Below are 25,949 nucleotides of genomic sequence, written 5' to 3' on the forward strand. Positions count from 1 at the left end.
CCACGTTTTTGTTTTATAAAAAAGGTGACCAGGCCGGCGATTTTACCTGTCCATCTATCGCCGGCAGTCGGGCTTTAAAGCGTCCATCCATTGAAACCAGTGCCAGCACCTGCGATGAACCATGCATGGTGCTGTAAATAATCATCGACCCATTTGGCGCTATGCTCGGTGACTCATCTAAATTCGTTTTCGTCAGTACCTGCAGGTAACGGCTTTGCCGATCCATTTTTGCAATATGGTACTGGCCCTGAGTCCGGTTCACCATCACAATAGTGCTGCCATCAGGGGTGTAAGCGCCTGCCAGATTCATCTCACCTTCAAAAGTCAAGCGTCTGGTAGTGCCTGTTGTTAAATTTACGCTATATAGCTGGGGATTGCCACCTCTGTCCGAACTGAACACCAGCTCGCTGCCATCCGGCGACCAGTTGGGCTCAGTATCAATCGCGCGATTATTAGTTACCCGCCGTAATGCCTTGCTGGCAATATTTAACGTATAAATTTCAGGGTTGCCATCTTTGGAAAGCACCAATGCCAGACTTTCACCATTGGGTGACCAGACCGGGGCGCCGTTAATACCAGGGAAGGTGCTGACCACAGTGCGCCGGCCAGTATATATATCCTGGATAAACACCTGCGCCTGCCGCCGTTCAAAGGTAACATACGCCAGCTTGGTGCCATCCGGTGACCAGCTGGGTGACATTAACGGTTCTTTTGAGCGCAGCAAAATCTGCTCATTAACACCATCGTAATCGGCAACAACCAGCTGATACGGAAATTCATTCGCCGGTCGTACCAGCACATAAGCAATTTTAGTTAAAAAGGCGCCACGTTCTCCGGTCAGCTTCTCATAGACAATGTCACTGATCCGATGGGCATACTGGCGGAACTGGCTGCCGTTAATCGTGGTTTCGCGGCTATCAAGCAGGTGTTCGTTACTGGTGACCAGCTTACCGGCATTAAGCATTTGCGAGCTGGGACCGGTGTTTCCTTTCAGCACATCAATAAGTTCAAAACTTACCGTGTAACGGTCAATGCCAATCTCGTTAATCTGTCCCATGACGATGGCTTCAACACCCTCTCTGGCCCAGGCCTCAAAATTAATTTCTTTGGCGCTGGCCGGCTGTTGCGGCATTTTAATCCGGGCTAATGGACTGAACTTACCGCTTCGCATCAAATCAGCAGCCACAATTTCTGCCAGGTTTTCAGTTGGCCGGGTAGTACCATTAAAACTGAAAGGCAGAATTGCCACTGGCCGCGCCGAGTCGATCCCTTCAGTAATAACAATTTCCAGTGACGCACGGGCCAGCACAGGAAACAGTAATATCGTCAGGATTAGGGTCTTTTTCAGTAAATTAGTCATCATCAAAATTCTGGTGCCACCGTTAAAGTTATATCTTTCAGTTGATTATAAACATCAGGATCAGTCGATACCGGCAGGGTTCCTGCTCTGTTCACTGCTCTGATGGCCGCATCTGCTACCTGCCGGTCGCCACTGACATAACGCACGTCAGTTACAAAACCGCTGGTTGCCAGCCTGATATTGATCCGGGCTGTTTTACCGCGCATGTTTTCATCCACCAATAAATTACGTTGTATGGTGTCACGGATCATCGCCGTGTACCGCTGTACCTCAGTAACAGCCTGCTGCGCCCTGGCCTGGCGTCGCGCTTCCGCTTCCCTGGCCAGTTGCTCCTGAATTTGTCGCTCGCGCTCAGCCTGCTCTCTGGCCTCACGTGCTTTTCGTTCCTGCTCTGCCTGAGCTTTTGCCGCGGCTTCTTCTGCCTGCCGGCGCTTTTCTTCTGCGGCTTTAGCAGCGGCCTCAGCTTTTTTCTGCTCTGCTTCACGCGCTTTGCGGGCTTCTTCTGCCTGTCTGGCTTTTTCAGCTTCAGCCTGTTGTTTCTTCTGCGCCTCTGCCGCTGCAGCTTTCGATTTACGGGCTGCTTCATCGGCCTTGCGTTTCTCTTCGGCTACCCGCTGTAAGCGCTGCTCTTCTGCTGTCCGGTTACGCTCGGCTTGCTGCGCCCGGCGTTCTAACGCCGCTATTCGTTCTTCTTCTGCTTTTTTTGCGTCATCGCGGTTTTTCTGAATTTCAGCAATCCGCTGCTCCAGCTGTTTGCGATCAATAGCCACTGCTTCAACCGGCGCAGGGTTACTTTCTACTGCCTGTTCAGTGCTGATCGCCAGCTCAACCGTTTTGCGTTTAAAACTGATATTGGCGCCAAAAATTAACAGCAGCAAAATAGTGACGTGTAAGGCCAGCGATTTCGCTAACGGCGTTGTCAGTGCTGGTTTAAGCTTATTAAACTTCATTATCAGTCATTAAACCCACGGCCGGCGCACCGGCATTTTTTAAAACATTAATCAGGCGGATAACCGCTTCATAGCTTACCGCTTTATCACCTTTTACGATCACCTGCGTTCCGGGTTCAATGGTCAGCCAGCTGGCTACTTCCACCTGCAGTTCAGCTGCGGTAAAGGGCCCCTGCTGGTTACCGTCTTTCTCAAAGTAATATAAGCCGTCACTGTCTACCGTAGCGACCAGCGGTGTCTTACCTTCAGTCATCTGAGCAATCGGCTCGGCAGCTGACTTTGGCAGCTCTACTTTAACTCCCTGGGTAATCAGCGGTGTGGTAACCATAAAAATAACCAGCAGCACCAACATAACATCTATGTACGGTACTACGTTTATTTCGGCCATCATCCGCCGTTTCTTCCGGACGTACATCAGGCAGCCTCTACGCTGTTAACCGCCTGGCGGTGTAATATATTGGAAAACTCTTCGACAAAATTAACGTAGCTGCTTTCCAGCAGTTCTACCTGATGTGAAAACTTGTTGTAGGCAATTACCGCAGGAATAGCGGCAAACAGGCCAATTGCTGTTGCAATCAATGCTTCGGCAATACCGGGCGCTACCATTGCCAGTGTGGCTTGTTGAACCGCCCCTAACGCAATGAAAGAATTCATAATGCCCCAGACGGTACCAAACAAGCCAATGTACGGACTGATAGAGCCAACAGTGGCCAGAAACGGTAAGTTGGTTTCCAAGCGCTCAACTTCGCGTGATAAACCAACCCGCATCGCCCGCTGTGCGCCTTCCATTACTGCTGCAGGTTGTTGCCGGCTACTTTTATGCAGCCGGGCAAACTCTTTAAAACCGGCTTTAAACAGTGACTCTAAGCCAATATTGCTCTGGCGGGCGCTGACTTCCGCATATAACTTTGATAAATCGACGCCGGACCAGAATTTGTCTTCAAATTTCTTTGCATCGGCCAACGCTTCTTTCAATACTTTTTTCCGTTTAAAAATCATACTCCAGGAGGCAACCGACATCCCCACTAAAATAAGCATTACGGCCTGTACTACGATACTTGCATCGAGTAATAAATGAAGAATGGAGATTTCACCTGACACGTGTTAACACCTCTGCAATTTCGGCCGGCATTGGCCGGGCTTTCATGGCCTGCTTATCAACACAGCCAACTTTAATTTCAGCCTGGCAAATTAACTGGGCCGAACTATTGTAAATTTGCTGGGTAAAAATGATACTTGCTGACTTTAAGGTACTGATTTGACTCGACACCGTCAATAATTCATTAAACCCTGCACTTTTTTTGTTGTTCATTAAAACCTGAGTAACAACAAAAGCGACATTATTTGACAATAAAACATCCTGCTCAATACCCAGGGCCCGTAACCATTCGGTGCGGGCTCTTTCGAAAAATTTCAGGTAATTGGCGTAATAAACGATGCCTCCGGCATCAGTGTCTTCATAGTAAACCCGTATTGGGAATTCGAAGTTTTTTTCAGACATTTATAATCACATCTTAATTTAGTGCGTATGATAAATAGCCGGATTAGCAAACTCAATGGCTAACCACAGCAGAACGTAACTATATTTATTTTCACTGCGCTATTGCATTGTATTCAGGAAACAGACTCATCTGCTTCACTGAAGTTCAATCCGCTGAAAACGCTGCTCTTTTGATTTTACGCCTGCACCAACCACAAAAAGTAATCCGAGCTATCATCCACACTGAAACTTAATCACAGATGAATAAAGGGATTCTTTCAGCCAAGGCTGAGAAACTGACTAATTAATCAGCAGGGCAGCAGCAACACCGCATTAGTTTTCCTAATGACTGAGCGCTAATTTTTCTCGTTTGAAGTAATTACTCAAACTTATTATTATGCCTGCGTGTTCTGAACTAGCGCAAAGGCAAGGTAAGAGGGTTATCTTGTTTAGTAAAGTTCACTGCGCAGTGAGACTGATAGCTAAGATTAGTTTTGCTGCTGTTTTAAGCATGTTCCCTGGATTTATTGAAGCACTCCTTCAACTTGTTGCTTTGCCCGCTCCTTTGAGCGGGCTTTTTTTTATTCGCGTCCTAGTTGGCACTACAGCGTTGTTGGCTTCACTCCCTCGCCACCAATCGCATAGGTAGCTATGCTCATGGGGCCTCACTCATTTGCCGCCTAGCTGAAGCACCAACTAGTTAGCGAATCCGATGCGTCCTACTTGAAACTGCAGCGGTGTTGGCTGCGTTCTCTCATCACCAATCGCATAGGTAACTATGCTCATGGGAATTCGTTTACTTGTCGCCTAGCTTAAGCACCAACTAGTTAGCGAATAGAATGCGTCCTATTTGAAACTGTAGCACCAGCCAGTTAGTGGATACTTTTATTCAACTTAGTCTGATTTTGGCAGGTCGAAGCCGAAATGTTTGTATGCGCGGGGTGAGGCTATCCGGCCTCTTGGCGTACGCTGAATAAAGCCCTGCTGAATTAAAAATGGCTCTATCACATCTTCAATGGTTTCTTTTTCTTCGCCTATCGCTGCCGCTAAATTATCTAAGCCGACCGGACCGCCCATAAATTTATCAATAATGGCCAGGATCAACTTACGGTCCATGTAATCAAAGCCTTCTGCATCAACATCGACCATCTGCAACGCCTGGCCGGCAATCTCAACTGAGACGGTACCATCGGATTTAACCTGAGCATAATCCCGTACCCGGCGCAGCAAGCGGTTGGCAATGCGCGGCGTACCACGGGAGCGCCTGGCAATTTCAGTGGCAGCCAGTTTGTCTAACTGCAAATTAAGGTATAACGCTGATCGCTGGATAATATCGCTTAACTCGTCGACTTTATAAAACTCCAGCCGCTGCACTATACCAAAGCGGTCACGCAGCGGCGAGGTTAAGGCTCCGGCGCGGGTGGTGGCGCCAATCAGGGTAAAGGGTGGCAGCTCCAGTTTTATTGAGCGCGCTGCAGGGCCTTCTCCTATCATGATATCCAGCTGATAATCTTCCATCGCCGGATACAAGATTTCTTCAACAACCGGGCTTAGGCGGTGAATTTCATCAATAAACAGCACATCGTTCTGCTCAAGATTGGTCAGCAGAGCGGCTAAGTCTCCCGCCTTTTCCAGCACGGGCCCGGAGGTGCTTTTAATATTAACGCCCATTTCATTGGCAACTATCATTGCCAGGGTGGTTTTACCGAGGCCAGGCGGGCCGAAAATCAGCAGATGGTCCAGTGGATCGCCCCGGCCCCGGGCTGCCTCAATAAAAATAGCCATTTGCTCGCGCACATGCTGCTGGCCGGTATAATCAGCCAGGGTTTTCGGCCGGATAGCCCGGTCTATAACTTCATCTTCCCGGGTCGCGCTGCCCTGGATCATTCGATCAGCTTCAATCATCTTGGCTATATCATACTTTTAAGGGCAGCCATGATCAGCTGTTCGCTGCTCATGTCGGCACGTTTCACTAATTTTACAGCTTTACCGGCCTGCGCCTGACTGTAACCCAGCGCCATTAGGGCACTTAATGCATCTTGTTCAGCACTGGCCGGTGGCGCAAAAATCGCTTCTTCACCAACCAGTGTCAGTTTGTCTGTCACCGGCGTAGCACCTGTGCCCCAATCTTTTAAGCGATCACGCATTTCTATCACTAACCGCTCAGCCGTTTTTTTACCAACCCCCGGCAATTTAACCAGGGTGGTGATGTCATCATGCAATACACAATGCACAAATTGCTGGGCGGTCATGCCGGATAAAATAGTCAGGGCCAGTTTCGGCCCCACGCCGTTAGCTTTAATCAGCTGGCGGAATAAGCTGCGCTCGGTGCGGCTGATAAAACCGTACAATAACTGGGCGTCTTCCCGCACGACAAAGTGGGTATAAATCGTTGTCTCGCTGCCCGGCTCTGGTAGCTGGTAAAAGCTGGTAAGCGGTAACTGTACTTCGTAGCCTACACCGGCCACGTCCAGTAAAATATCCGGTGCCTGTTTTTCCAGTAGCACACCTTGTAAACGTCCTATCATCGGCCGGCTCTTCTTTTAATAGTTTGTTATGTAGTAACTGGCCCGGATGGCTCAGCGCAAGCGGCGACGCACCGTTTTACTGGCCTGACCGGCTAACGCCAGCAGGCTTTGCTGAGTATGCCCGTGACATAACGCCACTGCAAGCGCATCGGCGGCATCAGCCTGCGGGCTGGCGCTAAGCTGTAACAACGAGCGCACCATATGCTGCACCTGCGCCTTATCAGCGGCACCGGTACCCACTACAGCCTGTTTCACCTGCCGTGCTGAGTATTCAAATACCTCAAGGCCTGCATGCTTTGCCGCAACGATGGCCGCACCACGGGCCTGACCAAGCTTTAATGCTGAATCGGGATTGCGGGCCATAAAAACCTGTTCAATGGCAAATACCGTTGGCTGGGTCTGGGCAATGATTTCTGAAATACCGTTAAAAATACGCAGCAGGCGCTCGGGCAATTCATCAGTGCCCAAACGAATGCAGCCACTGGCCAGATAAACAAATTTGTTGCCTTGCTGACGCACCACACCATAGCCGGTAAGACGGCTACCAGGGTCGATACCCAGAATAATACTCACCGTCAGCTATGCTCGCCAAGCAGCTCATCACTGATTTCGGCGTTATGATAGACATTTTGCACATCGTCAGAATCTTCCAGCATATCAATCAGCTTAAAAAAACGACCGACGTTCTCCGCATCCACCTGCGCCCGGATAGACGGGATCATATCAATCCCGGCATTATCAGCGATAAAACCGGCTGCGGCTAATTTGTCTTTAACGTCATTGTATTGCTCCGCACTGGTAAAGACTTCAATACTGCCATCATCATGATTCTGCACATCTTCAGCGCCAGCCTCCAGCGCCGCTTCCAGCAATGCATCTTCATCCAGGCCCGGTGCAAAAAATAGCACGCCCCGGCGCGCGAATAAGTACGCCACTGAACCGGAGGTGCCTAAATTGCCGCCATTTTTAGTAAAAGCATTGCGCACATCAGCTACCGTTCTTTTATTATTGTCAGTCATGGTTTCGACAATAATGGCCACCCCATTCGGGCCGTAACCTTCATATACCAGCTCTTCGTAATTTTCGCCTTCTGTCGCCCCGGCGCCGCGTTTAATCGCCCGGTCTATGGTATCGCGGGTCATGTTTTCTGACAGGGCTTTATCCACTGCCAGTCGTAGCCGCGGGTTGGCACTGATATCAGGATTACTGCGGGCTGAAACGGTTAACTCACGAATAATTTTAGTAAATATTTTACTTTTTTTGGCATCCTGGCGGGCTTTGCGATGCTTCATGTTCGCCCATTTACTATGGCCGGCCATCTGTCACTCCTCGCTTGCACTAATCATCATGCGGCAGCGCGCTGCTGCCGCAGGTTTACAACTCCAGGTTATGACTCTTTACGAACAACCTGAATACTTAACTCAGCCAGCTGCGCCGGATTAGCTTCGCCCGGTGCATCAGTCAGTGGGCAGGCAGCCGTTGCTGTTTTTGGAAACGCCATCACATCACGAATAGAAGTAGCGCCGGTCATCAGCATCACCAACCGGTCCAGACCAAAAGCCAAACCGGCATGCGGCGGCGCACCGAACTTTAATGCTTCAAGCAGGAATCCGAACTTTTCGCTCGCTTCTTCATCACTGATACCCAGTAATTTAAATACCTTGGCCTGCACCTCAGCACTGTGAATACGGACAGAGCCACCACCCAATTCAGTGCCATTCAGTACCATATCATAGGCATTAGACAACAAATTAGTATGGTCCAGTTGCTCAACCGGCGTATCTAAAAACGCAGCAGTATCCAATGGCGAAGTAAACGGATGATGCACAGCGGTATGGCTGCCATCGTCGTTCTCTTCAAACATTGGGAAATCAACCACCCACAGTGGTTTCCAGCCTGGTACCGTTAATCCCAGATCTTCACCCAGTTTCAGCCGTAGCGCGCCCATTGCTTCGCAAACCACTTTATAGCTGTCAGCACCGAAGAAAATCATATCGCCGTTAGCGGCTTCGGTACGCTGCAGAACGCTCTGGACAATCTCAGCCGTTAAAAATTTTGCCACCGGCGATTGCACGCCATCGATACCGGCAGTAACATCATTAACTTTCATCCAGGCCAGGCCTTTAGCACCGTAAATGCCGACAAAACTGGTGTAATTATCAATGTCCTTGCGTGATACCTTATCGGCAGCTGCCGGCACTTTAAGCGCCACAACCCGGCCTTTGCCATCATTAGCCGGGCCGGAAAACACTTTAAATTCAACGTCTTTAACCAGGTCTGCAATATCCACGAATTGCATCGGGTTACGTAAATCGGGCTTATCTGAGCCATATAACCGCATGGCTTCATGGAAGGTCATCTGCGGAAACTCACCGAGGTCAACTTCAAGTTGCTGCAGAAAAAGCTGACGAACCATTTGCTCTGTCACCGCCATGACCTGCTCAGCGCTCATAAAGGAGGTTTCGATATCAATCTGAGTAAATTCCGGCTGGCGGTCAGCACGTAAGTCTTCATCCCGGAAGCATTTTACTATCTGATAATAACGATCTAAACCAGACATCATCAGCAACTGTTTAAACAACTGCGGCGACTGCGGCAGCGCAAAAAACTGGCCCTTATGGGTCCGGCTTGGCACCAGATAATCCCGGGCGCCTTCCGGTGTTGCCTTGGTTAAAATGGGGGTTTCAACATCTAAGAAACCGTTACTGTCCATAAAATTACGGACAAAACTGGTGACGCGGGCCCGGAATTTAAGACGCTCGCTCATTACAGGCCGGCGTAAATCCAGATAGCGGTATTTCAGGCGCTGCTCTTCGCTGTTGTCGTGATTAAAATCCAGTGGCAGCGGTGCCGCTTTATTTAAAATGGTTAAACCGCTGGCATAGACTTCCACTTCACCGGTTGCCATATCAGCGTTGATTTGCGACGCTGGCCGTAACCTTACTTCACCGGTTATCTGAATACAAAACTCGTTTCTTAAGGTGTAGGCCAGATCAAACAGTTCAGTTAAATCCGGGTCACAAATGACCTGGACCATGCCTTCACGGTCACGCAAATCGATAAAAATAACGCCACCAAGATCCCGGCGCCGGTTAACCCAGCCACATAATGACACTTTTTGCCCGGCATGTTGGGCAGTTAAAAAACCACAGTAATGGCTACGCATTAACCCTTCCTTCTATCTCTTTGGTCACCCGCTGTAAAATGACCGCCAATTATATAGAAATAGCGCTTAATGTCACTGCCCGCTCACGAAAACTCTTGTTCGGTAAAACTATAGCCATTCTTACCCTGCTGCTTAGCCAGATACATTTGTTTGTCAGCTTGTTTCAGCAAGCCACTGCTGCTGGTAGCGTCATGCGGATAAACAGCAATACCAATACTGGCTTCCGCCCGCACTTCACCAAATGACAGTTGCAAAGGCTGACTTAACTGATAAAGAATTTTTTCAGCCACAATAGCCGCATCGTCGCGGTGCAATAACGCCGTCAGCAAAACCACAAATTCATCGCCGCCAAACCGGGCTACCGTATCGCTTTTACGGACACAACTTTGCAGTACCCCGGCTAACTTCAGCAATAGCTCATCGCCGGCATCATGACCATTAATGTCATTAACTTCTTTAAAACCATCAAGATCGAGAAACAGTACCGCCAGTATTTCATTGTGGCGGCTGTGTTGCTCCAGTGCCTGTTCAATACGTTCATTCAACAAGCTGCGGTTTGGTAAACCGGTTAAGTCGTCGTGAGTAGCCATGTAGCGCATCTTATATTCGGCCTTGCGACGCAGGTTGACCTCACGGCGTAAAAATAGATTCCAGATCATAAATATCATGATAAACAGCAGGGTTACTGCAGCGACCTGCCAGATAATTTGCTGCAGTTGTTTGCGATCAATACCCTGGGTTATTTCAACATCGAACCAGTTTTCATAGATCTGCTGCCGGTCAGCCTCGCCTATGCTACGCAAGCCTTTATTTATAATAGCCGTCAACGGCTGATAATCACTGCGCACGGCAAACAGCGACGGGTAATCAGGCAGATCATCAATCAGTTGTATTTTTAAGTTAATGGCGGCAGATTGTTTTAAGGCGCGACTACCGGCCTCTGCCGAATCGAGCACATAGTCTACCCGGTTATTTTGCAGCAGGCGGATACCATCATTTAAATCAGCAACGGTGATCACTTCAACGTCGGGCACTAAACCCGCTAAATCCTGTGCTAACTCGTAGTCTTTAAAAATGGCAACCCGACTGCCTTTGAGCTGATTCGCGGCTGAAATATTATCACTGCTGATAGGGCTGATAACAGCCCATTGCACCGAATAGAACGGCTCAGTAAATAAAGCATATGCTTTACGCTCTTCTTTCGCTGACACATTGGCGACGACATCTACCTGTCGTTGCGCCAGGTCAGTCAGAATAGTGTCGAAATCATCATATACCTTAAATTCAAAGCGGATATTCAACCGCTTCGATAAAATTTGCAGAATTTCGTTGGTTAAGCCGGCAATGTTGCCATTTTCATCGACAAACTCCATTGGCGGCCAGTTGCTCATAATACCAACCCGCAACGGGCTGTTCGCTGTCAGCCAGTCTCTCTGCTCAGGCGTAAGCGGTATTTTGTTACTGAAGTCAGCGAAGTAGCTTTGCTCTGGCAAACCAACCCATTTCTTTTCAATAGCAATCAGCTCTGCCAGGGTAATCTGATTAAAGCCTTCCCTTATCTTCTCTGCCAGTTCTGGATTATCAACATGAGTTAACGCATACATCGGGGTAAACAGGCGACTGGCAGGAGTGACAACAAAATCGTTTGCCAGATTAAGCTGGCCGAGACGGGTTTCCGCTATCACCTCTGCCCCGAAAAAGCCGTCGATTTCACCATTCAACGTGGCCTGAGTTAATGATTCCAGTGACGGATAGCGTTTAAACGTAACTGCAGGATATAACTGCTGTAATTCTGCCAGATAGCTTGCATTGTTATAGATACCAATGTTGCCGCTGAAATGGCGGTCTAACGGTGGTAGCTGACTGTTTTTCAGACGGTAAAATGCCGTACTGAAGCTGTATAAATGATAGGCTTTGCTCAGCTGCGGGCTCAGGCTTTCAGCGGCGGGAAAACCAACATGCGCATCAATCCGCTGATTAACCAGGCTTGCCAGACTGTTACCGGAGTTATCCGGCACAAAAGCAATACTGTTACCTGTTTTCTCTGACCATAAGCGCCAAAAGTCAACCAGCAGGCCAATGGGTTCACCCTGCGATGTTACATCCATAAATGGCGGATTCAGTGCGGATAATCCAAGTAACAGGGTATCATCGTTATCAACGCTGATACCAAGCCATTTTCGCTCCAGTTCATTTAAGGTTTGTACAGATACTGCCGCCGCATAATGCGCTAACCTGTCATTTAACGGTGACGCTAAAGGCACGCCGAAGACCAGGTCGATTGCCTGTAGCGGCAGCTTTTTATACAACGGAAACTGATTATTTAAAACCTGATAAGCAGAATAGCGCGGCGGCAATCGATCCAGCCCGGCAAAAGCTTTCAGCTCGCCAGCCAGCGCAGCATCATACATCTGAGTCGCCCCGGGATATTGTCGCAACAGCGCTGCAGGCAAATGCCGGTTCAGCGTTGCAACATGACTGGAGTTTTCAACGACACCAATGGCATAGGGGGTTAAATCCTGCAGGGTTTGCACCCGTAATAAATCACGGTGCACAAATACATTGCTGTAAATGGTAATATTAGTGCTTTGCAGCGTATAGTCTCTTGCCCGTTGCTCGGTATAAGCCATGCCACCATGCAGGTCCACTTTGCCGGCATTTAACAGCGCCACCGTTTCCGGCCACTTCGCCATAACAAATTCAATTTCAAATTGTTGCTGGCGGGCAATCTCGCGCCAGTAATCGACAAGCAGCCCACTGGGCAGGCCTCGCTCGTCGACAAACATATATGGATAGGTGTCGTTGCTAAGCGCGACTTTTAATGTCTCCGGGCTGGCATTTATTCGCTCAGAGAAAACAAAACACAACAACAATGCAGCATTACATAATAAACGTCTGATCATGTGTTTACACTGATAGTTAAAGTCATATTGTTGTACCCTCACTGCTCGTCCTGGTCAAGTTAAGCACAGTTCTGTTTGAACAGTACGGTATTATCAGATGATTTAGTTTGCTTTTGGCGGGTTGCGACAAATCAGGTAAACTAGCTGCCTGACTGTTACCGCGCACTTAACTCATTACCGCGCAGCACCGGTGCTTAAATTTATGCAAAAAGATCACATTTATGCCGAGCCGTTAGCTCAGATCCAGGATTTCCGCTTTGATGATCAGGTAGCTGAAGTTTTTCCGGATATGATTCAACGCTCTGTTCCGGGCTATCAAACCATCATACAGACGATTGGCAAGCTGACGGCTCGTTATCAGCAAGCCGACAGTAACTACTATGATTTAGGTTGCTCACTGGGCACCGCCAGCCTGGCGATGCGCCGCAATATCAACGTCGGTGGCGCCCAACTTATCGCAGTGGATAACAGTAAAGCCATGCTGGAACGCTGTGAACGACATTTGCTGGCGTTTCGCTCTGAGGTACCCGTGAGTCTGGAGCTGGCAGATATTCGCGATGTGAATATTGCCAATGCCGCTGTGGTGGTCATTAACTTTACCCTGCAATTTCTGGCACCAGAACACCGGGATGACCTGATCAACAAAATATTTCAGGGCTTAAAGCCGGGCGGTGTGCTGATCTTGTCGGAAAAATTTATCGCCCACAGCACGACGACCAATCAATTACTGGTTGATTTACACCTGGATTTTAAACGGGCCAACGGCTACAGCGAGCTGGAAATCAGCCAGAAACGATCTGCTCTGGAAAATGTCATGAAACCCGATACGCTGGCGCAGCATCAACAGCGGTTGCAACAGGCCGGCTTTTCTGAGCAAAGCTTGTGGTTTCAGTGTTTTAACTTCTGCTCAATGCTCGCAATCAAATAAGCCTGCCAGCTAACTACAGGGAAAACCCATGCTCGACTTCACCCCTTTTTACGCCAAGCTGGCCACAAATAAGCTGCATTGCTGGTTGCAAACCCTGCCGGCGCAATTGGCTGACTGGCAGCAACATGCTTTGCATGGTGATTTTAAACAGTGGCAAAAAGTCATTGGCCACCTGCCTGCAACTGATGTCAGCACTGTTGAACTGACCCATGGCGTGCAATTAGGTGCAGCAACAGATATCAGCGAGGGCCAGGCAGAGCGGATCCGTTATTTACTGCAACAGCTTAAACCCTGGCGTAAAGGCCCTTTTACCATTCATGGCATCGAGATTGATACTGAATGGCGCTCAGATTTCAAATGGGACCGGGTGTTGCCACATATCAGCCCGTTAACGGGCCGTACAGTGCTCGATGTCGGCTGTGGCAGTGGCTATCATTTGTGGCGAATGCGGGGCGCAGGCGCACACTTTGTCGTTGGTATTGACCCGTCGCAGCTGTTTTACAGCCAGTTCCAGGCCATTAAACATTTTAACCCGGACCCCGATGTTCACCTGATCCCGGTAGGTATTGACGACATGCCGCCGCTGGCGCAGTTCGATACGGTGTTCTCAATGGGCGTGCTGTACCATCGCCGGTCGCCGCTTGATTTTCTGCAGCAACTAAAGCAACAGCTGCGTCCGGGCGGTGAACTTATTCTGGAAACGCTGGTGGTGACAGGAGACGAACACACGGTATTAGTGCCGGGTGAGCGTTATGCCAAAATGCGCAATGTCTGGTTTATTCCAAGCACCCTGGCGCTGTGCCACTGGCTTAGCAGGCTTGGTTTTAAAAACCCGAAAGTGGTTGATTTAAATACGACAAGTCTGACAGAGCAACGGGCAACGCCGTGGATGGAAAATGAAAGTTTAATTGATTTTCTTGACCCGACTGACCATAGTAAAACGATTGAAGGGTATCCGGCGCCGCTGCGTGCTGTGATTATTGCCACCGTATAGTTATAAAGGACCCGGCCCGTTATGCCCTATCGTCCCCGCTCAACCCTGGAACAATGGCGTATTTTACAGGCTGTGGTCGATGCCGGCGGCTATGCTCAGGCAGCTGAGTTGCTGAATAAAAGCCAGTCATCCCTGAACCATGCAGTTGCCAAATTGCAATCGCAGTTAGGGGTGGAACTACTGGAAGTGATTGGCCGCAAAGCGCAGCTTACCGATGCCGGAGAGGTAATGTTGCGCCGCTCCCGGGTACTGACTCAGCAAATTGAAGATCTTGAGCTGTTAGCCGACAATATAGAACAGGGCTGGGAGCCGGAAATCCGGATTGCGGTAGAGCTGGCCTACCCTAAACAATATTTATATCGGGCCTTACAAAAATTTTATCCGCTAAGCCGTGGCAGCCGGGTGCAGATTATTGATACCGTATTGACCGGTACCAGTGAAGTGATTATTCAGAAAAAAGCAGATTTGGTCATTGCCGGTGTGGTGCCAAAAGGCTATCTGGGTGAACCCTTATATGTCAGCCGTTTTATTGCGGTGGTAGGGGCAAGCCATGAGCTGGCCAGCCTGACAACACTGGAACAGAACCAGCTCAGCCAGTATTTACAAATTGTTATCCGGGACACCGCGCAAAAACCGCTGGAAAATATGGGCTGGTTAAAAGCCGAACAGCGCTGGACGGTAGATAATTTTAACGAAGCCATTGAAATTTTACAGCTGGGGCTGGGATTCTGCTGGTTGCCCGATTTTGCTGCAGCCCAGGCGCTGGCAAACGGCGAGCTGGTTCAAATTCAGCTAAACCACAGTTCAGAACGACTGGTACCGATGTCGCTGTTAACCCCACAGGAAGAAACACTGGGGCCGGGCAGTAAACAATTACGCCAGTTGATCCTGGCCGAACACCTTAAATAAGGATCGTTATGCAAACAAATGAAATAAGCAAACTGATGCAGGAATCTGCCCGGGATGCCGTTGGCTACGTTGCAGAGCAGCATAAACTGCAGCTCGACTTCAGCCTCGCCAGCCTGCAGGACATTGACACTGTGCTGACGACGTTGCATCAGCAACAACAGCAACAAAGTCATTCCGCCGAGTTACTTTTCACCCTGAGCAATATCATGGGTGCCTACGTCGGAGAAGTTTTTATCAATAATTATGGCGGCAACTGGCACAGCAATACCGCAGATAATGCAGCGCCCTATATCTCAGTGCATTTATCTGACAAGGAATTTCCTTTTGCATCAGTCTGTTATCATAAGATTGTGCAGGACAATAGCATCAGCGTTGCCGACTATGTCGAACAAGCTGCTGCAATAGTAATGCAGTAATGCTTTTGTCGGCGCCATTATACAGGTAAAATACGCGCCGATTCTGCCAACTAACAAAGCCAATCGAGGAAAGCCGTGAGCGAGCACAACACATCTTTAAGCTACAAAGACGCCGGAGTTGATATAGATGCCGGCAATGCCCTGGTAGAACGGATTAAAGGCGCGGTAAAACGCACTACCCGTCCGGAAGTCATGGGAGGCTTAGGGGGGTTTGGCGCCTTATGTCAGATTCCGGCGGGCTACAAAGAGCCGGTGCTGGTTTCAGGCACCGACGGTGTAGGCACCAAGTTACGGCTGGCGATGGATTTAAAACGGCACGATGGTGTCGGTATCGATTTAGTTGCCATGTGTGTCAATGATTTAGTTGTCCAGGGCGCAGAGCCACTGTTTTTTCTTGATTACTATGCCACCGGCAAGCTGGATGTCGATACTGCCTCGGCTGTCGTTGGCGGCATCGCTGAGGGCTGCGTGCAGTCAGGTTGTGCGCTGGTTGGTGGTGAAACCGCTGAAATGCCGGGCATGTATCATGGCGACGACTACGATATTGCCGGTTTCTGTGTAGGCGTAGTGGAAAAAGCTGACATTATTGATGGCAGTAAAGTAAAAGCCGGCGATCAGCTTATCGCACTGGCATCATCTGGCCCTCATTCCAATGGCTTCTCGCTGATCCGTAAAGTGCTGGAAGTCAGTGGCCAGTCAGCCGATACTCTGCTGGAAGGCAAAAGTCTGGCAGACCATTTGCTGGAACCCACCCGCATTTATGTGAAAAACCTGCTGGCATTAATTAAGCAGATGCCGGTACATGCACTTTGTCATATTACCGGTGGTGGCTTCTGGGAAAATATCCCACGGGTGTTGCCTGCCGATGCTAAAGCCGTGATCAATGGCAACAGCTGGCAGTGGCCAGCTATTTTTAACTGGTTGCAGCAACAGGGTAACATCAGCCGCCATGAAATGTACCGCACCTTTAACTGTGGAGTGGGTATGCTTTTGGTAGTGCCGGCAGACCACCTGCAAGCAGCACTTGATAACCTGCAGGCCGCAGGTGAGACAGCCTGGCATCTGGGCGAAATCCAAAGTGCGGCTGCCGGCGAAGAACTCGTGATTATTAACGAATAGGACTGTCGATGAAATCTATAGTAGTACTGATTTCAGGAAACGGTTCTAATCTGCAAGCAGTAATTGATGCCTGTGCCAGCGGTTTTATCGCTGGCCGGGTAACCGCAGTTATCTCCAATAAAACGGCAGTGTATGGTTTGCAACGGGCAGCCGAAGCCGGCATTGCTAACCATGCGTTAAGCCATAAAAACTTTGCCAGCCGTGATGCTTACGATAAAGAGTTAATGACACTTATTGATAGCTATCAGCCTGATCTGGTGGTGCTTGCCGGCTTTATGCGGATCCTGACGTCCGGCTTTGTCAGCCACTACAGTGGAAGATTATTGAACATTCATCCATCTTTGCTGCCGAAGTACCAGGGATTAAACACTCACCAGCGAGCAATTGATGCCGGCGACAGCGAACATGGCTGCAGCGTGCATTTTGTGACTGAACAGCTTGATGGTGGGCCGGTAATTTTACAGGCTAAAGTGCCGGTATTCCCCGGAGACGATGCCACGACCATCGCGGCCAGAGTGCACGAGCAGGAACATCAGCTTTACCCACTGGTTATTCGCTGGTTCTGTCAAAACCGTTTACAACAACGCGGCGATAAGGCATGGTTAGATAATAATGTACTGTCGGAACAAGGATATGCGAACGATGAGGACGACTCTTAAATGGCGCCTGCTGGCGTCATTACTTTTGACCAGCCTGCTTACTCATTCCGGAATAACTCACCCCCAAACTGCCCCAGATCCCGCGCCAGCTGAACCAGCAACCGAGTTTCTGCAATTTTCTGCCGATTATCTGGTATACCGGGCAGGTAAAAAGCACGGTGAAGCGAATCGCTATCTTAAGTACGCTGATGGCCACTATAACATGGGCTACAGCAGTGATATCAGCTGGCTTATTTTCAGTGATAAGCGGCAGGAAACCAGTGAGTTTGTGGTCAACAATAACAAAATACAGCCACTTAATTACGTCATGAAACGTCAGGGAACCGGTCCCAGCCGTCATTATGAATTACATTTAGACCATGAAAAACAAAAGCTCACTGTCGGTAAATCCAGAGAACTTAAAGCTGGTAGCTGGCAGGATGACTGGCTGGACCCGCTAAGTTATCACCAGCAGCTGGTACTAGATCTGCGTGCCGGTAAAACCGAGTTTTTTTATGAAGTGTTAAACCGCAACGGCAACAGTAAAACTTATCATTACAAAGTAGTAATGGAAGAGCCGCTGGCCCTGCCCTATGGCACAGTGCGCACGTTACGGATCGCCAGAATGGACGATCCGGAAAAACAAGTTTACGCCTGGGTAGCGCCGGAACTGGATTATATGTTAGTTCGCTTATGGCGCGGCGAAGATAATGTTGAACAATTTGATGTGCAATTACATAAACTTGAGTTTATCACCCCGTAACTAATCAGCTGTCTTTCCCAAGGCTACGCCGGCATTGTGTTGCTTGCAACAATGCCGGACGCTGGCCACATTATCCCGTTAAGCCCCCTGCTTCTGTTGCTGCTTCAACCGCAGATTGAGCCAGTATGCTGCTCCGTTGCGTACATACTGTTGTTATAACTTGTTTACAACAACAGCACCGAGAAAAACCGGATATCGCTTGCAACTTTTTCCAAAGCAATCTAAGCTTATCCACTAGTGGTCAGACCTCTTATCGGGAGTTAACAATGAATGTGTTATTTTTAGTCGTTGCCATCGTCGTAGCAATTGGCGTGTTGGCCTATTACCGCGCCAGCTTAACGATGTTTACCGCTGCAATAGCAGCGCTGTTAGTAGTCGGCAGCCTGACAGATACCTCAGGAATTCTTGCCTGGCTGGTATTCTTAGTGGTGGCCTTGCCATTAAATATTGCCAGTGTCCGCCAGCAATACATTACGAAGCCGGTGTTGGGGTTATACCGCAAAATCATGCCGGAAATGTCGACTACTGAAAAAGAAGCGATCGATGCCGGTACCACCTGGTGGGAAGCCGATTTGTTCCGTGGCAATCCCGACTGGCACAAAATGCATAACTTCCCCAAACCACGGTTAAGTGCCGAAGAGCAGGCTTTTCTCGATGGCCCGGTAGAAGAGCTGCTGGCTATGGTTGATGACTGGCACAGTACCCATGAACGTGCTGATTTGGCGCCTGAGGTCTATGACTATCTGAAGAGCAAAGGCTTCTTTGCCATGATCATTGCCAAAAAATATGGCGGTCTGGAATTTTCGGCTTTTGCCCAGTCTTGCGTGCTGCAAAAACTGACCAGCAAGAGCATGATGCTCTCGAGCATTGTTGGTGTACCAAACTCATTAGGCCCGGGTGAACTGTTACAGCATTACGGTACTGATGAGCAGAAAAATTATTATTTACCACGGCTGGCCAAAGGCCTGGACGTGCCTTGCTTTGCCCTGACCAGCCCGGAAGCCGGTTCGGATGCCGGTGCTATTCCTGACTTTGGTATTGTCTGCAAAGGCGAATGGCAGGGTAAAGAAGTGTTGGGCATGCGCCTGACCTGGAACAAGCGCTATATTACCCTGGCCCCTATTGCTACCGTATTAGGTCTGGCGTTTAAATTGTACGACCCGGAAAAACTGCTGGGCGACAAAGAAGAGCTGGGCATTACCTGTGCGTTAATTCCGGCCAATACGCCGGGGGTGAAAATTGGTCGCCGTCACTTCCCGTTGAACGTACCGTTCCAGAATGGTCCTACCCAGGGCGATGATATTTTTGTACCGCTGGATTACATCATCGGTGGCGCGCCAATGGTAGGCCAGGGCTGGAAAATGCTGGTCGAGTGTTTGTCGGTCGGCCGGGCCATTACCCTGCCCTCTAACAGTACCGGTGGCATTAAGGCCGCGGCAATGGCTACCGGCGCTTACGCCAGGATTCGTCGCCAGTTCAAGTTACCTATCGGTAAAATGGAAGGCGTCGAAGAGGCCATGGCACGGATTGGCGGTTATGCCTATATGGCTGATGCGTCAACAACCATGTCGGTCGGCGCGATTGACTTAGGCGAAAAGCCGTCAGTAATTTCAGCCATTACCAAATACCATATGACCGAACGTATGCGCACCGCTATTAACGATGCGATGGACGTGCACGGTGGTAAAGGTATTTGTATGGGCCCGAACAACTATCTGGCCCGCGGCTATCAGGGTGCCCCGGTGGCGATCACCGTGGAAGGCGCCAATATCTTAACCCGTAATATGATTATTTACGGTCAGGGGGCAATCCGTTGTCACCCTTATGTGCTGGCAGAGCTGCAAGCTGCCCAGCTGGACGATGAACTGGCCGCGGTGACTGCTTTTGATAAAGCTGTATTTGGTCATATCGGTTTTGCTATCAGTAACTTCTTCCGCACCTTCTGGTTGTCATTAACCGGTGGTATGTTCAGTCACGCCCCTTACAATGACGCTACGGCCAGATACTACCGGCAGATGAACCGCTTTAGTGCGGCGATGGCGCTGATGTCAGATGTGGCAATGGCGACCCTGGGCGGTGATTTAAAACGCCGTGAGCGGATTTCTGCCCGGCTGGGCGATATTTTAAGTATGTTGTACTTAACCTCAGCGGTATTAAAACGCTTTAATGATGAAGGCCGGCAGGTGCAGGATTTACCGCTGGTACAGTGGGCCTGTGAAGATAATCTGGCTAAAGCACAACTGGCGCTGGATGAGTTATTCGATAACTTCCCTAACCGCGCAGTAGGTGTGGTATTAAAACGCATCGTGTTCCCATGGGGCCGTACCTTGCGTAAAGCGTCAGATAAAATAGAGCATCAGGTTGCGCGTATTATGCAAACACCTTGCGAAGCGCGTTCACGTTTAGGCTCGCATTTATATCTGACTAACGAGCCAGGCAATCAGTTAGGCCGGGTTGAACAGGTGCTGCTGGATATTCTGGCTGCAGAACCGCTGTTTGATAAAGTCAGTAAAGCGGCGAATAAGCGCCTGCCATTCTACCGTTTGCACGAAGTTGCTGATTTAGGTCTGGAGCTTGGCGTGATCAGTAAAGATGAAGCTAATAAATTACGCTTAGCAGAAGAAGGTCGCTTATTCGTCATTAATGTTGATGACTTCGAGCCGGAGTATCTGGCAGCGGATAACAGCCTGACCCAGCAGCCAAATGGCGCCGATGCCCTGAATGAGCAGCAAAGTAAAAAGACCAAAGCGGCCTGATTAATGTCGCCTCTTTAATAAAAAAACCTGCCAGCTGGCAGGTTTTTTTTGTCTGATAATTCAGCAAATTATTACTGAGTTATCACTGCTAAGCTATCACAGCTTTTTGCCAGCTGTCAGAAGTTAACAACTAACGGCGCAGAGCACTGGGCAGTACTATCAAGACATAAACGGTAAGTCGCGCTGTTTATTGCCGGGTTTTTAAACTGATCGTTATAACGACCAGGCCGGCTTAACGTTGCTACCGGTGCATCATCCCGATACAGCGTTAATGCCTGCTGAGCATCACTGCTCCAGCGCAATTGCACCAAAGTGGCGCCTGAGCGGCTGCGATTAACCCGGATTAGCTCCAGATTAATATCCAGTGGCGGATATACCGGTGCCAGCTGCAGAGCCACAATTACCGGATCGTGATCTGACGAGCGGTAAGCATCCGGCGCATAATAATCAAACAGTTGCTGCTCGGATTTAAACTCAGTGTTGTAATCAAGCGCAATGGGCTCATCAGCATTAATGTTCCATTTGGCCGCATCTGCCACCACGTCCAGAGCATGCTGATTCAGCAGGGCATGATCCAGTGAGCCGGCCAGGCCCTGGAATACATAACCATAGCTGTCTGTTTTACCAAGCACGTCAAACACGTTGTAATAACCTGCTGTCGCCAGAGTCGTTATCGGATCTTCTTTGGCATAGGCATTTAAATCACCGATAACCAGCGCCGGAATATCAGCAAAATGGCTATCGGCAAAGATGCCGATAGCTTCTGCCGCGCGGGTCCGGCTCAGGTTACAGTTACCCTGGCCATCGCCGGTGTCGCCATCTGCTGCTCCACAACCCGAGCCTTTCGATTTAAGATGGTTAACCATTACCGCAAATTCAGCGTTATTGTCCAGCAAGCGGAAGCGCTGGGCTAACATCGGCCGGTTACGGCTGTCGTCAAACAATGGCTGGCCGCTGCCATCCAGCGCTGAATTTGCAGAGTTCAGCAAACGGGCAGGTTCTGCCGGGGCCAGTAAATCTGCCCGGTACAGCAAGCCGACGGTGATTTCATCGGTACCAATTACGCCTGTTCCGGGTTGGACAAACTGCCAGTCAGCCTGTCCGGTTACCTGACGTAAGCCTGCTACCAAGTCTGCTATTGCCGAGGTGCTGGCAAAACCATCATTTTCCAGTTCCATTAAGCCGATAACACTGGCATCCAACCCGGCCATCGCGGCCAGAATTTTCGCCCGCTGCCGTTCAAACTCAAGCGTCGAATCCGCACCCCGCGCAGTTGGGAAACCACCGCCTAAACCATCACCATTAAAGTAATTCAGCACATTAAAGCTGGCGACTTTTACGTTACCATCAGCTTGCAGGGCCGGGCTTGAACTTCTGGGATTATCGGCCAGAATGGTGACCGGCGCGTTGGGCATAATCCGGTATTCATTAAAGGAGTAATACAAAGTACCGGTTAATCCGACCACAGTATCGCCACCCCGTACCGGATTAGCGGCACTTAGTGCCGGGGCAGGATAAGGCACCAGCGCCGGATTTTGCACCGAACTGTTGTCATCCAGAATAATCCGGTTTAGCTGCTGTGCAGCCGCCAGCGCAATAGCCTCCGCGCCCGGCGTGACCACCTGAGTAGGCGTAAAGCGGCGGCCGTTTGCTAAGGTAAGCTCGCCAAACCGGCCCAGGGTAAAGGTATCATTTACCGTCAATGGTTCGGAAAAACTGACCAGCATGCCTTCATGCGCCTCAAAGTAGGCCATATCAGGTACCGGTAATGCTATTTCAGTAGCCTGAGGCAATGGTGCGCTACCACAATCAACGGTCGCGGCAATGCCGGTAAGCTGAGTCATGGTAAAGAATTCAGCCACATTAGCCTGTAACCTTACCCGCTGGCCGGTGGCGACTGTCAGGTTTGCACTACCTGTATAGACGAAAACCCCTTCTGAGGTCATTGGGTCACTATCTTCTGTACCCGGCACAGACTGAATAGTAAAGCCCTGTAATCCTGGCAGGGTTTGGGTAACAACGGCTTCAACCACCAGGGTTTGCCCGACTAACGGACTGGCATCACCACTGCCCTGAATCTGATGAATGGCTGTAAATGGCGCGCCACAGCTTAAATCCAACTCCGGATCCGGCTCGGGGTCTACCGGACCACCGCCTTCACCGTTAAACAGACCAATATCACTGAAATCGTCCTGGGCAAAACCAAGCCATTGATCTGCAGGCTCAAAGGTATCAAACGGATTAGTGTCATAACTTACTGCAGAGCGGCGTAAGGTGTCATTGGCAGTGGTAATACTGCCCGAACCCCAGGCCGAACCCGGGTCAAAACCTATCTGGCCAATGCTGTCGACAACGTCACCATTTTTGGTCAGGGTAATGGCATCGTCACCATTCCACAGTCCACCACCGATTGTCTGATCTGCCAGCAGCAGTAGCTCTTCCGCCGCACTGGCAGAGGCAAAGACATAGGTTGCACCCGGGGCCAGGTCACCATTTAATGCGACACTGACACCCGCACTGGTAGCGCCATTAAAAAATACGTTAAGCCGGTAATCTGCCAGATTAAGGCTGTTACTGGTCGGATTATAAAATTCTACTGCCTTATTATTACCTGAACCTTCAACATATTCTGAAATAAAGAGTTCAGCATCAGCAGTTGGGGCCAGTAGCAGAGCAATACTGGCAGCTAAGATGGTTTTTTTCATCGCGGATCCCTGAGATTATTGTTATAAAAAAATAAAGCACCCTACCATAACGCTAATTTATGTCACTTTCATTAACCTTTTAACAAATGCTTGACTTATTATTTTACATAAACTTGTCAGATTTTTTTACTAGTAAATATCGGCGTTTTCAGGTTAACTGGAAGGCCATATTTAAAGGAGTGTTCATGTTTAACGTTAATCAGTATTTTGAAGGTAAGGTTGCGTCAATCGCTTTTGCCGGTGAGCAGCTGCCGGCCACCGTCGGTGTGATGGCACCAGGCGAATATGAGTTTGGCACCAGTCAGTATGAAGTAATGAGCGTAATAAGTGGTGCCCTGACGGTAATGTTACCGGGCAGCAACGCCTGGCAAACCTTTAGCAGTGGCCAGCAATTTGAAGTTGCCGCTAATGTTAAATTTCAGGTAAAAGTAAACCAGGATACCGCTTACCTTTGTACCTATGCATAATAACCATTAACACCTTTTACCGAGTAGCCTATGCGCGGAATGCGAAGTACAGCCAAACAACCTGAACCGCAGAAACGCCCTGAAGCACTACGATTAGGCCAGACCGTGGCGACGCTCTGGCCTTATTTAATGGCCTTTAAGGGCCGGGTATTGCTGGCGGTCGTAGCGCTTATCGCGGCCAAAGCGGCTACCTTGCTGATGCCCTGGGCGTTAAAAGAAATTATTGATAAGCTCGACACCAATGTCAGTACCTTACTGGTATTACCCGCTGCATTGTTGCTGCTATATGGTGGGTTGCGGTTTGCATCGGTATTTTTCGGCGAGCTGCGGGATGCATTGTTCGGCCGGGTTACCGAACATGCCATGCGTCAGATTGGCTTAAAAGTCTTTAATCATTTACATAGTCTGGAACTGGCATTTCATCTGGACCGGCAAACCGGCGGGATCAGCCGGGATATCGAGCGTGGCAGTAACGGTTTAAGCTTTTTAATGCGCTTTTTAATGTTTAACATTGTGCCAACCCTGTTTGAGATTCTGGCAGTAGCAGTTATTTTCAGCCTGTTGTTTTCTCCGCTTTATGCGGTGATTACCGTGATTGCCGTTGGTTTGTATATCTTTTTTACTGTCTTTGTCACCGAGTGGCGTAATAAGTTTATTCGTGAAGCCAATCAGGCGGATAACACCACTAACAGCCGCGCCATCGACAGCCTGCTGAATTACGAAACGGTCAAATACTTTAATAATGAAGCCTATGAAGCAAAAATTTATGATGGCTTTCTGGCCAACTGGGAACAGGCCCGCCTGAAAAATCGCTTAAGCTTGCTGGCACTGAACTCCGGCCAGGCATTTATTATTGCTGCTGCCATTACCAGCCTGATGTGGCTGGCAGCAGCAGAAGTTACCCAGGGTAATATCAGCCTGGGTGAACTGGTGATGGTAAATGCCTATATGATCCAGCTGTTTTTACCGCTGAATTTTTTAGGCTTTGTTTACCGTGAAATTCGCCGGGCGCTGACCGATTTAGAAAATATGCTTGGCCTGCTAAAACGTCAGCCAGCGATCAGCGACGCGCCGGATGCAGCAACACTTAACGTGACGGCCGGGCGCATTCAGTTTGCTGATGTCCGTTTTGGTTACCAGGCCAGCCGGCCTATTGTTAAAGGCCTGAGTTTTACCGTCTCAGCCGGCAGCAAAGTGGCTATTGTCGGCGCCAGTGGTGCTGGTAAAAGCACCCTCGCCCGCTTGCTGTACCGTTTTTACTCACTAACTGGCGGCCAGATCACCATTGATGACCAGGATATCAACAGCGTTACCCTGGACAGTTTGCGCCGGGCCATTGCGATAGTGCCACAGGATACCGTGCTGTTTAACAGCAGCATTCGCGATAACATTCAGTACGGCAACCCCGATGCCAGTGCCGCTGACGTTGATCAGGCCATAGCGTTGGCTCATTTGCGCAGCTTTATCGACAGCCTGCCGCAGGGGGATGCTACCGTGGTCGGTGAGCGCGGCCTGAAAGTATCGGGCGGCGAAAAACAGCGAATTGCCATTGCCCGGGCGATTTTAAAAAAATCACCCATTCTGGTGTTCGATGAAGCCACCTCGGCGCTTGATTCCAGCTCTGAGCAGGCGATTTTACAGGCAATGCGCGAGGTGGCCCGCAACCATACCAGCCTGGTGATTGCCCACAGGCTGTCTACCATTACCGATGCCGATACTATTCTGGTGTTAAAAGATGGCATCCTGGCGGAACAAGGCAACCATCAGCAGCTGCTAGCCCGTCAGGGTGAATACGCCCGCATGTGGCAGTTACAGCAACAACAGCATCGCTGAACAACAGATGCTGTAAAGCGTCTTTGCAGCAGCA

At 49.6% G+C, this 25,949-nt stretch carries 22 protein-coding genes; 10 read left to right on the plus strand and 12 right to left on the minus strand.

Features of this window, described 5'->3' with window-relative positions; genetic code table 11:
• Positions 1–13: 13 nt before the first annotated feature.
• From tolB to R3187_RS01780, 11 genes are all read right to left on the minus strand, one after another.
• A complete protein-coding gene (tolB, locus tag R3187_RS01730; RefSeq protein WP_318964969.1) occupies positions 14–1,363 on the minus strand; it encodes a Tol-Pal system beta propeller repeat protein TolB in 1,350 nt (449 codons plus the stop codon).
• The gene (gene tolA / locus R3187_RS01735) at positions 1,363–2,310 is read right to left on the minus strand and encodes a cell envelope integrity protein TolA (protein WP_318964970.1); all 948 of its coding nucleotides are present in this window, start codon (positions 2,308–2,310) and stop codon (positions 1,363–1,365) included. Before tolA ends, tolB begins: the two co-directional genes overlap by 1 nt.
• The gene (tolR, locus tag R3187_RS01740; protein WP_214001024.1) at positions 2,300–2,725 is read right to left on the minus strand and encodes a protein TolR; all 426 of its coding nucleotides are present in this window, start codon (positions 2,723–2,725) and stop codon (positions 2,300–2,302) included. Before tolR ends, tolA begins: the two co-directional genes overlap by 11 nt.
• Positions 2,725–3,399, minus strand: a complete 675-nt coding sequence (gene tolQ, locus R3187_RS01745; RefSeq protein WP_318965242.1) for a protein TolQ — start codon at positions 3,397–3,399, stop codon at positions 2,725–2,727. Before tolQ ends, tolR begins: the two co-directional genes overlap by 1 nt.
• A gap of 1 nt (position 3,400) precedes the next feature.
• Complete coding sequence (gene ybgC / locus R3187_RS01750) at positions 3,401–3,811, minus strand: tol-pal system-associated acyl-CoA thioesterase (protein ID WP_318964971.1); 411 nt, start codon at positions 3,809–3,811, stop codon at positions 3,401–3,403.
• Positions 3,812–4,684: 873 nt separating this feature from the next.
• Complete coding sequence (gene ruvB, locus R3187_RS01755) at positions 4,685–5,695, minus strand: Holliday junction branch migration DNA helicase RuvB (protein WP_318964972.1); 1,011 nt, start codon at positions 5,693–5,695, stop codon at positions 4,685–4,687.
• Positions 5,696–5,700: 5 nt separating this feature from the next.
• Entirely contained in the window at positions 5,701–6,318 is a 618-nt protein-coding gene (gene ruvA, locus R3187_RS01760; RefSeq protein WP_318964973.1) for a Holliday junction branch migration protein RuvA, read from the minus strand.
• A 51-nt stretch (positions 6,319–6,369) separates the two neighbouring features.
• Entirely contained in the window at positions 6,370–6,891 is a 522-nt protein-coding gene (ruvC, locus tag R3187_RS01765) for a crossover junction endodeoxyribonuclease RuvC (protein ID WP_318964974.1), read from the minus strand.
• A 2-nt stretch (positions 6,892–6,893) separates the two neighbouring features.
• Positions 6,894–7,637, minus strand: coding sequence for a YebC/PmpR family DNA-binding transcriptional regulator (locus R3187_RS01770; protein ID WP_318964975.1), 744 nt, complete (start codon positions 7,635–7,637; stop codon positions 6,894–6,896).
• Between the two features lie 68 nt (positions 7,638–7,705).
• On the minus strand, positions 7,706–9,484 hold the full coding sequence (gene aspS / locus R3187_RS01775) for an aspartate--tRNA ligase (RefSeq protein WP_318964976.1): 1,779 nt from the start codon (positions 9,482–9,484) through the stop codon (positions 7,706–7,708).
• Between the two features lie 83 nt (positions 9,485–9,567).
• Positions 9,568–12,387 (minus strand): transporter substrate-binding domain-containing protein, encoded by a 2,820-nt coding sequence (locus R3187_RS01780; protein WP_318964977.1) that lies wholly within the window; start codon positions 12,385–12,387, stop codon positions 9,568–9,570.
• A gap of 202 nt (positions 12,388–12,589) precedes the next feature.
• On the opposite strand from R3187_RS01780, the gene cmoA reads away from it, so the two are divergent.
• From cmoA to fadE, 8 genes are all read left to right on the plus strand, one after another.
• Entirely contained in the window at positions 12,590–13,315 is a 726-nt protein-coding gene (gene cmoA, locus R3187_RS01785) for a carboxy-S-adenosyl-L-methionine synthase CmoA (RefSeq protein WP_318964978.1), read from the plus strand.
• A 28-nt stretch (positions 13,316–13,343) separates the two neighbouring features.
• On the plus strand, positions 13,344–14,309 hold the full coding sequence (gene cmoB, locus R3187_RS01790; protein ID WP_318964979.1) for a tRNA 5-methoxyuridine(34)/uridine 5-oxyacetic acid(34) synthase CmoB: 966 nt from the start codon (positions 13,344–13,346) through the stop codon (positions 14,307–14,309).
• A gap of 21 nt (positions 14,310–14,330) precedes the next feature.
• The gene (locus R3187_RS01795) at positions 14,331–15,218 is read left to right on the plus strand and encodes a LysR family transcriptional regulator (RefSeq protein ID WP_318964980.1); all 888 of its coding nucleotides are present in this window, start codon (positions 14,331–14,333) and stop codon (positions 15,216–15,218) included.
• 8 nt (positions 15,219–15,226) lie between these two features.
• Positions 15,227–15,634 (plus strand): hypothetical protein, encoded by a 408-nt coding sequence (locus tag R3187_RS01800; protein ID WP_318964981.1) that lies wholly within the window; start codon positions 15,227–15,229, stop codon positions 15,632–15,634.
• Between the two features lie 75 nt (positions 15,635–15,709).
• Positions 15,710–16,753, plus strand: coding sequence for a phosphoribosylformylglycinamidine cyclo-ligase (gene purM, locus R3187_RS01805; RefSeq protein WP_318964982.1), 1,044 nt, complete (start codon positions 15,710–15,712; stop codon positions 16,751–16,753).
• A gap of 8 nt (positions 16,754–16,761) precedes the next feature.
• On the plus strand, positions 16,762–17,412 hold the full coding sequence (gene purN / locus R3187_RS01810) for a phosphoribosylglycinamide formyltransferase (RefSeq protein ID WP_318964983.1): 651 nt from the start codon (positions 16,762–16,764) through the stop codon (positions 17,410–17,412).
• Entirely contained in the window at positions 17,396–18,154 is a 759-nt protein-coding gene (locus R3187_RS01815; protein ID WP_318964984.1) for a DUF3108 domain-containing protein, read from the plus strand. The genes purN and R3187_RS01815 overlap by 17 nt, the downstream gene beginning before the upstream one ends.
• A gap of 266 nt (positions 18,155–18,420) precedes the next feature.
• Positions 18,421–20,910: an acyl-CoA dehydrogenase FadE gene (gene fadE / locus R3187_RS01820; RefSeq protein ID WP_318964985.1), complete on the plus strand. Its 2,490-nt coding sequence runs from the start codon at positions 18,421–18,423 to the stop codon at positions 20,908–20,910.
• 116 nt (positions 20,911–21,026) lie between these two features.
• On the opposite strand, the gene R3187_RS01825 is transcribed toward fadE, so the two are convergent.
• Positions 21,027–23,615 carry an ExeM/NucH family extracellular endonuclease gene (locus tag R3187_RS01825; RefSeq protein WP_318964986.1) on the minus strand — a complete coding sequence of 863 codons (2,589 nt, stop codon included), beginning with the start codon at positions 23,613–23,615 and terminating at the stop codon, positions 21,027–21,029.
• Positions 23,616–23,800: 185 nt separating this feature from the next.
• Here R3187_RS01825 and R3187_RS01830 point away from each other — a divergent pair, with 185 nt between their 5' ends.
• Positions 23,801–24,082 (plus strand): pyrimidine/purine nucleoside phosphorylase, encoded by a 282-nt coding sequence (locus tag R3187_RS01830; RefSeq protein WP_318964987.1) that lies wholly within the window; start codon positions 23,801–23,803, stop codon positions 24,080–24,082.
• A 30-nt stretch (positions 24,083–24,112) separates the two neighbouring features.
• Positions 24,113–25,915, plus strand: coding sequence for an ABCB family ABC transporter ATP-binding protein/permease (locus tag R3187_RS01835; RefSeq protein WP_413229007.1), 1,803 nt, complete (start codon positions 24,113–24,115; stop codon positions 25,913–25,915).
• The last annotated feature ends 34 nt before the right edge of the window (positions 25,916–25,949 follow it).

The sequence above is a fragment of the Arsukibacterium sp. genome, assembly GCF_033721375.1.
In the GTDB taxonomy this organism is placed as follows: Bacteria; Pseudomonadota; Gammaproteobacteria; order Enterobacterales; family Alteromonadaceae; genus Alishewanella.

What these genes read in the sequence shown, in the direction of transcription:
- R3187_RS01780 (WP_318964977.1), bottom strand. Translation starts at nt 12,387, where the DNA reads ATGATCAGACGTTTATTATGTAATGCTGCATTGTTGTTGTGTTTTGTT.
- ybgC (WP_318964971.1), bottom strand. Translation starts at nt 3,811, where the DNA reads ATGTCTGAAAAAAACTTCGAATTCCCAATACGGGTTTACTATGAAGAC.
- cmoA (WP_318964978.1), top strand. Translation starts at nt 12,590, where the DNA reads ATGCAAAAAGATCACATTTATGCCGAGCCGTTAGCTCAGATCCAGGAT.
- purN (WP_318964983.1), top strand. Translation starts at nt 16,762, where the DNA reads ATGAAATCTATAGTAGTACTGATTTCAGGAAACGGTTCTAATCTGCAA.
- aspS (WP_318964976.1), bottom strand. Translation starts at nt 9,484, where the DNA reads ATGCGTAGCCATTACTGTGGTTTTTTAACTGCCCAACATGCCGGGCAA.
- tolB (WP_318964969.1), bottom strand. Translation starts at nt 1,363, where the DNA reads ATGATGACTAATTTACTGAAAAAGACCCTAATCCTGACGATATTACTG.
- tolA (WP_318964970.1), bottom strand. Translation starts at nt 2,310, where the DNA reads ATGAAGTTTAATAAGCTTAAACCAGCACTGACAACGCCGTTAGCGAAA.
- R3187_RS01795 (WP_318964980.1), top strand. Translation starts at nt 14,331, where the DNA reads ATGCCCTATCGTCCCCGCTCAACCCTGGAACAATGGCGTATTTTACAG.
- R3187_RS01825 (WP_318964986.1), bottom strand. Translation starts at nt 23,615, where the DNA reads ATGAAAAAAACCATCTTAGCTGCCAGTATTGCTCTGCTACTGGCCCCA.
- R3187_RS01830 (WP_318964987.1), top strand. Translation starts at nt 23,801, where the DNA reads ATGTTTAACGTTAATCAGTATTTTGAAGGTAAGGTTGCGTCAATCGCT.
- tolR (WP_214001024.1), bottom strand. Translation starts at nt 2,725, where the DNA reads ATGTACGTCCGGAAGAAACGGCGGATGATGGCCGAAATAAACGTAGTA.
- R3187_RS01835 (WP_413229007.1), top strand. Translation starts at nt 24,113, where the DNA reads ATGCGCGGAATGCGAAGTACAGCCAAACAACCTGAACCGCAGAAACGC.
- R3187_RS01770 (WP_318964975.1), bottom strand. Translation starts at nt 7,637, where the DNA reads ATGGCCGGCCATAGTAAATGGGCGAACATGAAGCATCGCAAAGCCCGC.
- cmoB (WP_318964979.1), top strand. Translation starts at nt 13,344, where the DNA reads ATGCTCGACTTCACCCCTTTTTACGCCAAGCTGGCCACAAATAAGCTG.
- ruvB (WP_318964972.1), bottom strand. Translation starts at nt 5,695, where the DNA reads ATGATTGAAGCTGATCGAATGATCCAGGGCAGCGCGACCCGGGAAGAT.
- fadE (WP_318964985.1), top strand. Translation starts at nt 18,421, where the DNA reads ATGAATGTGTTATTTTTAGTCGTTGCCATCGTCGTAGCAATTGGCGTG.
- ruvA (WP_318964973.1), bottom strand. Translation starts at nt 6,318, where the DNA reads ATGATAGGACGTTTACAAGGTGTGCTACTGGAAAAACAGGCACCGGAT.
- R3187_RS01800 (WP_318964981.1), top strand. Translation starts at nt 15,227, where the DNA reads ATGCAAACAAATGAAATAAGCAAACTGATGCAGGAATCTGCCCGGGAT.
- R3187_RS01815 (WP_318964984.1), top strand. Translation starts at nt 17,396, where the DNA reads ATGAGGACGACTCTTAAATGGCGCCTGCTGGCGTCATTACTTTTGACC.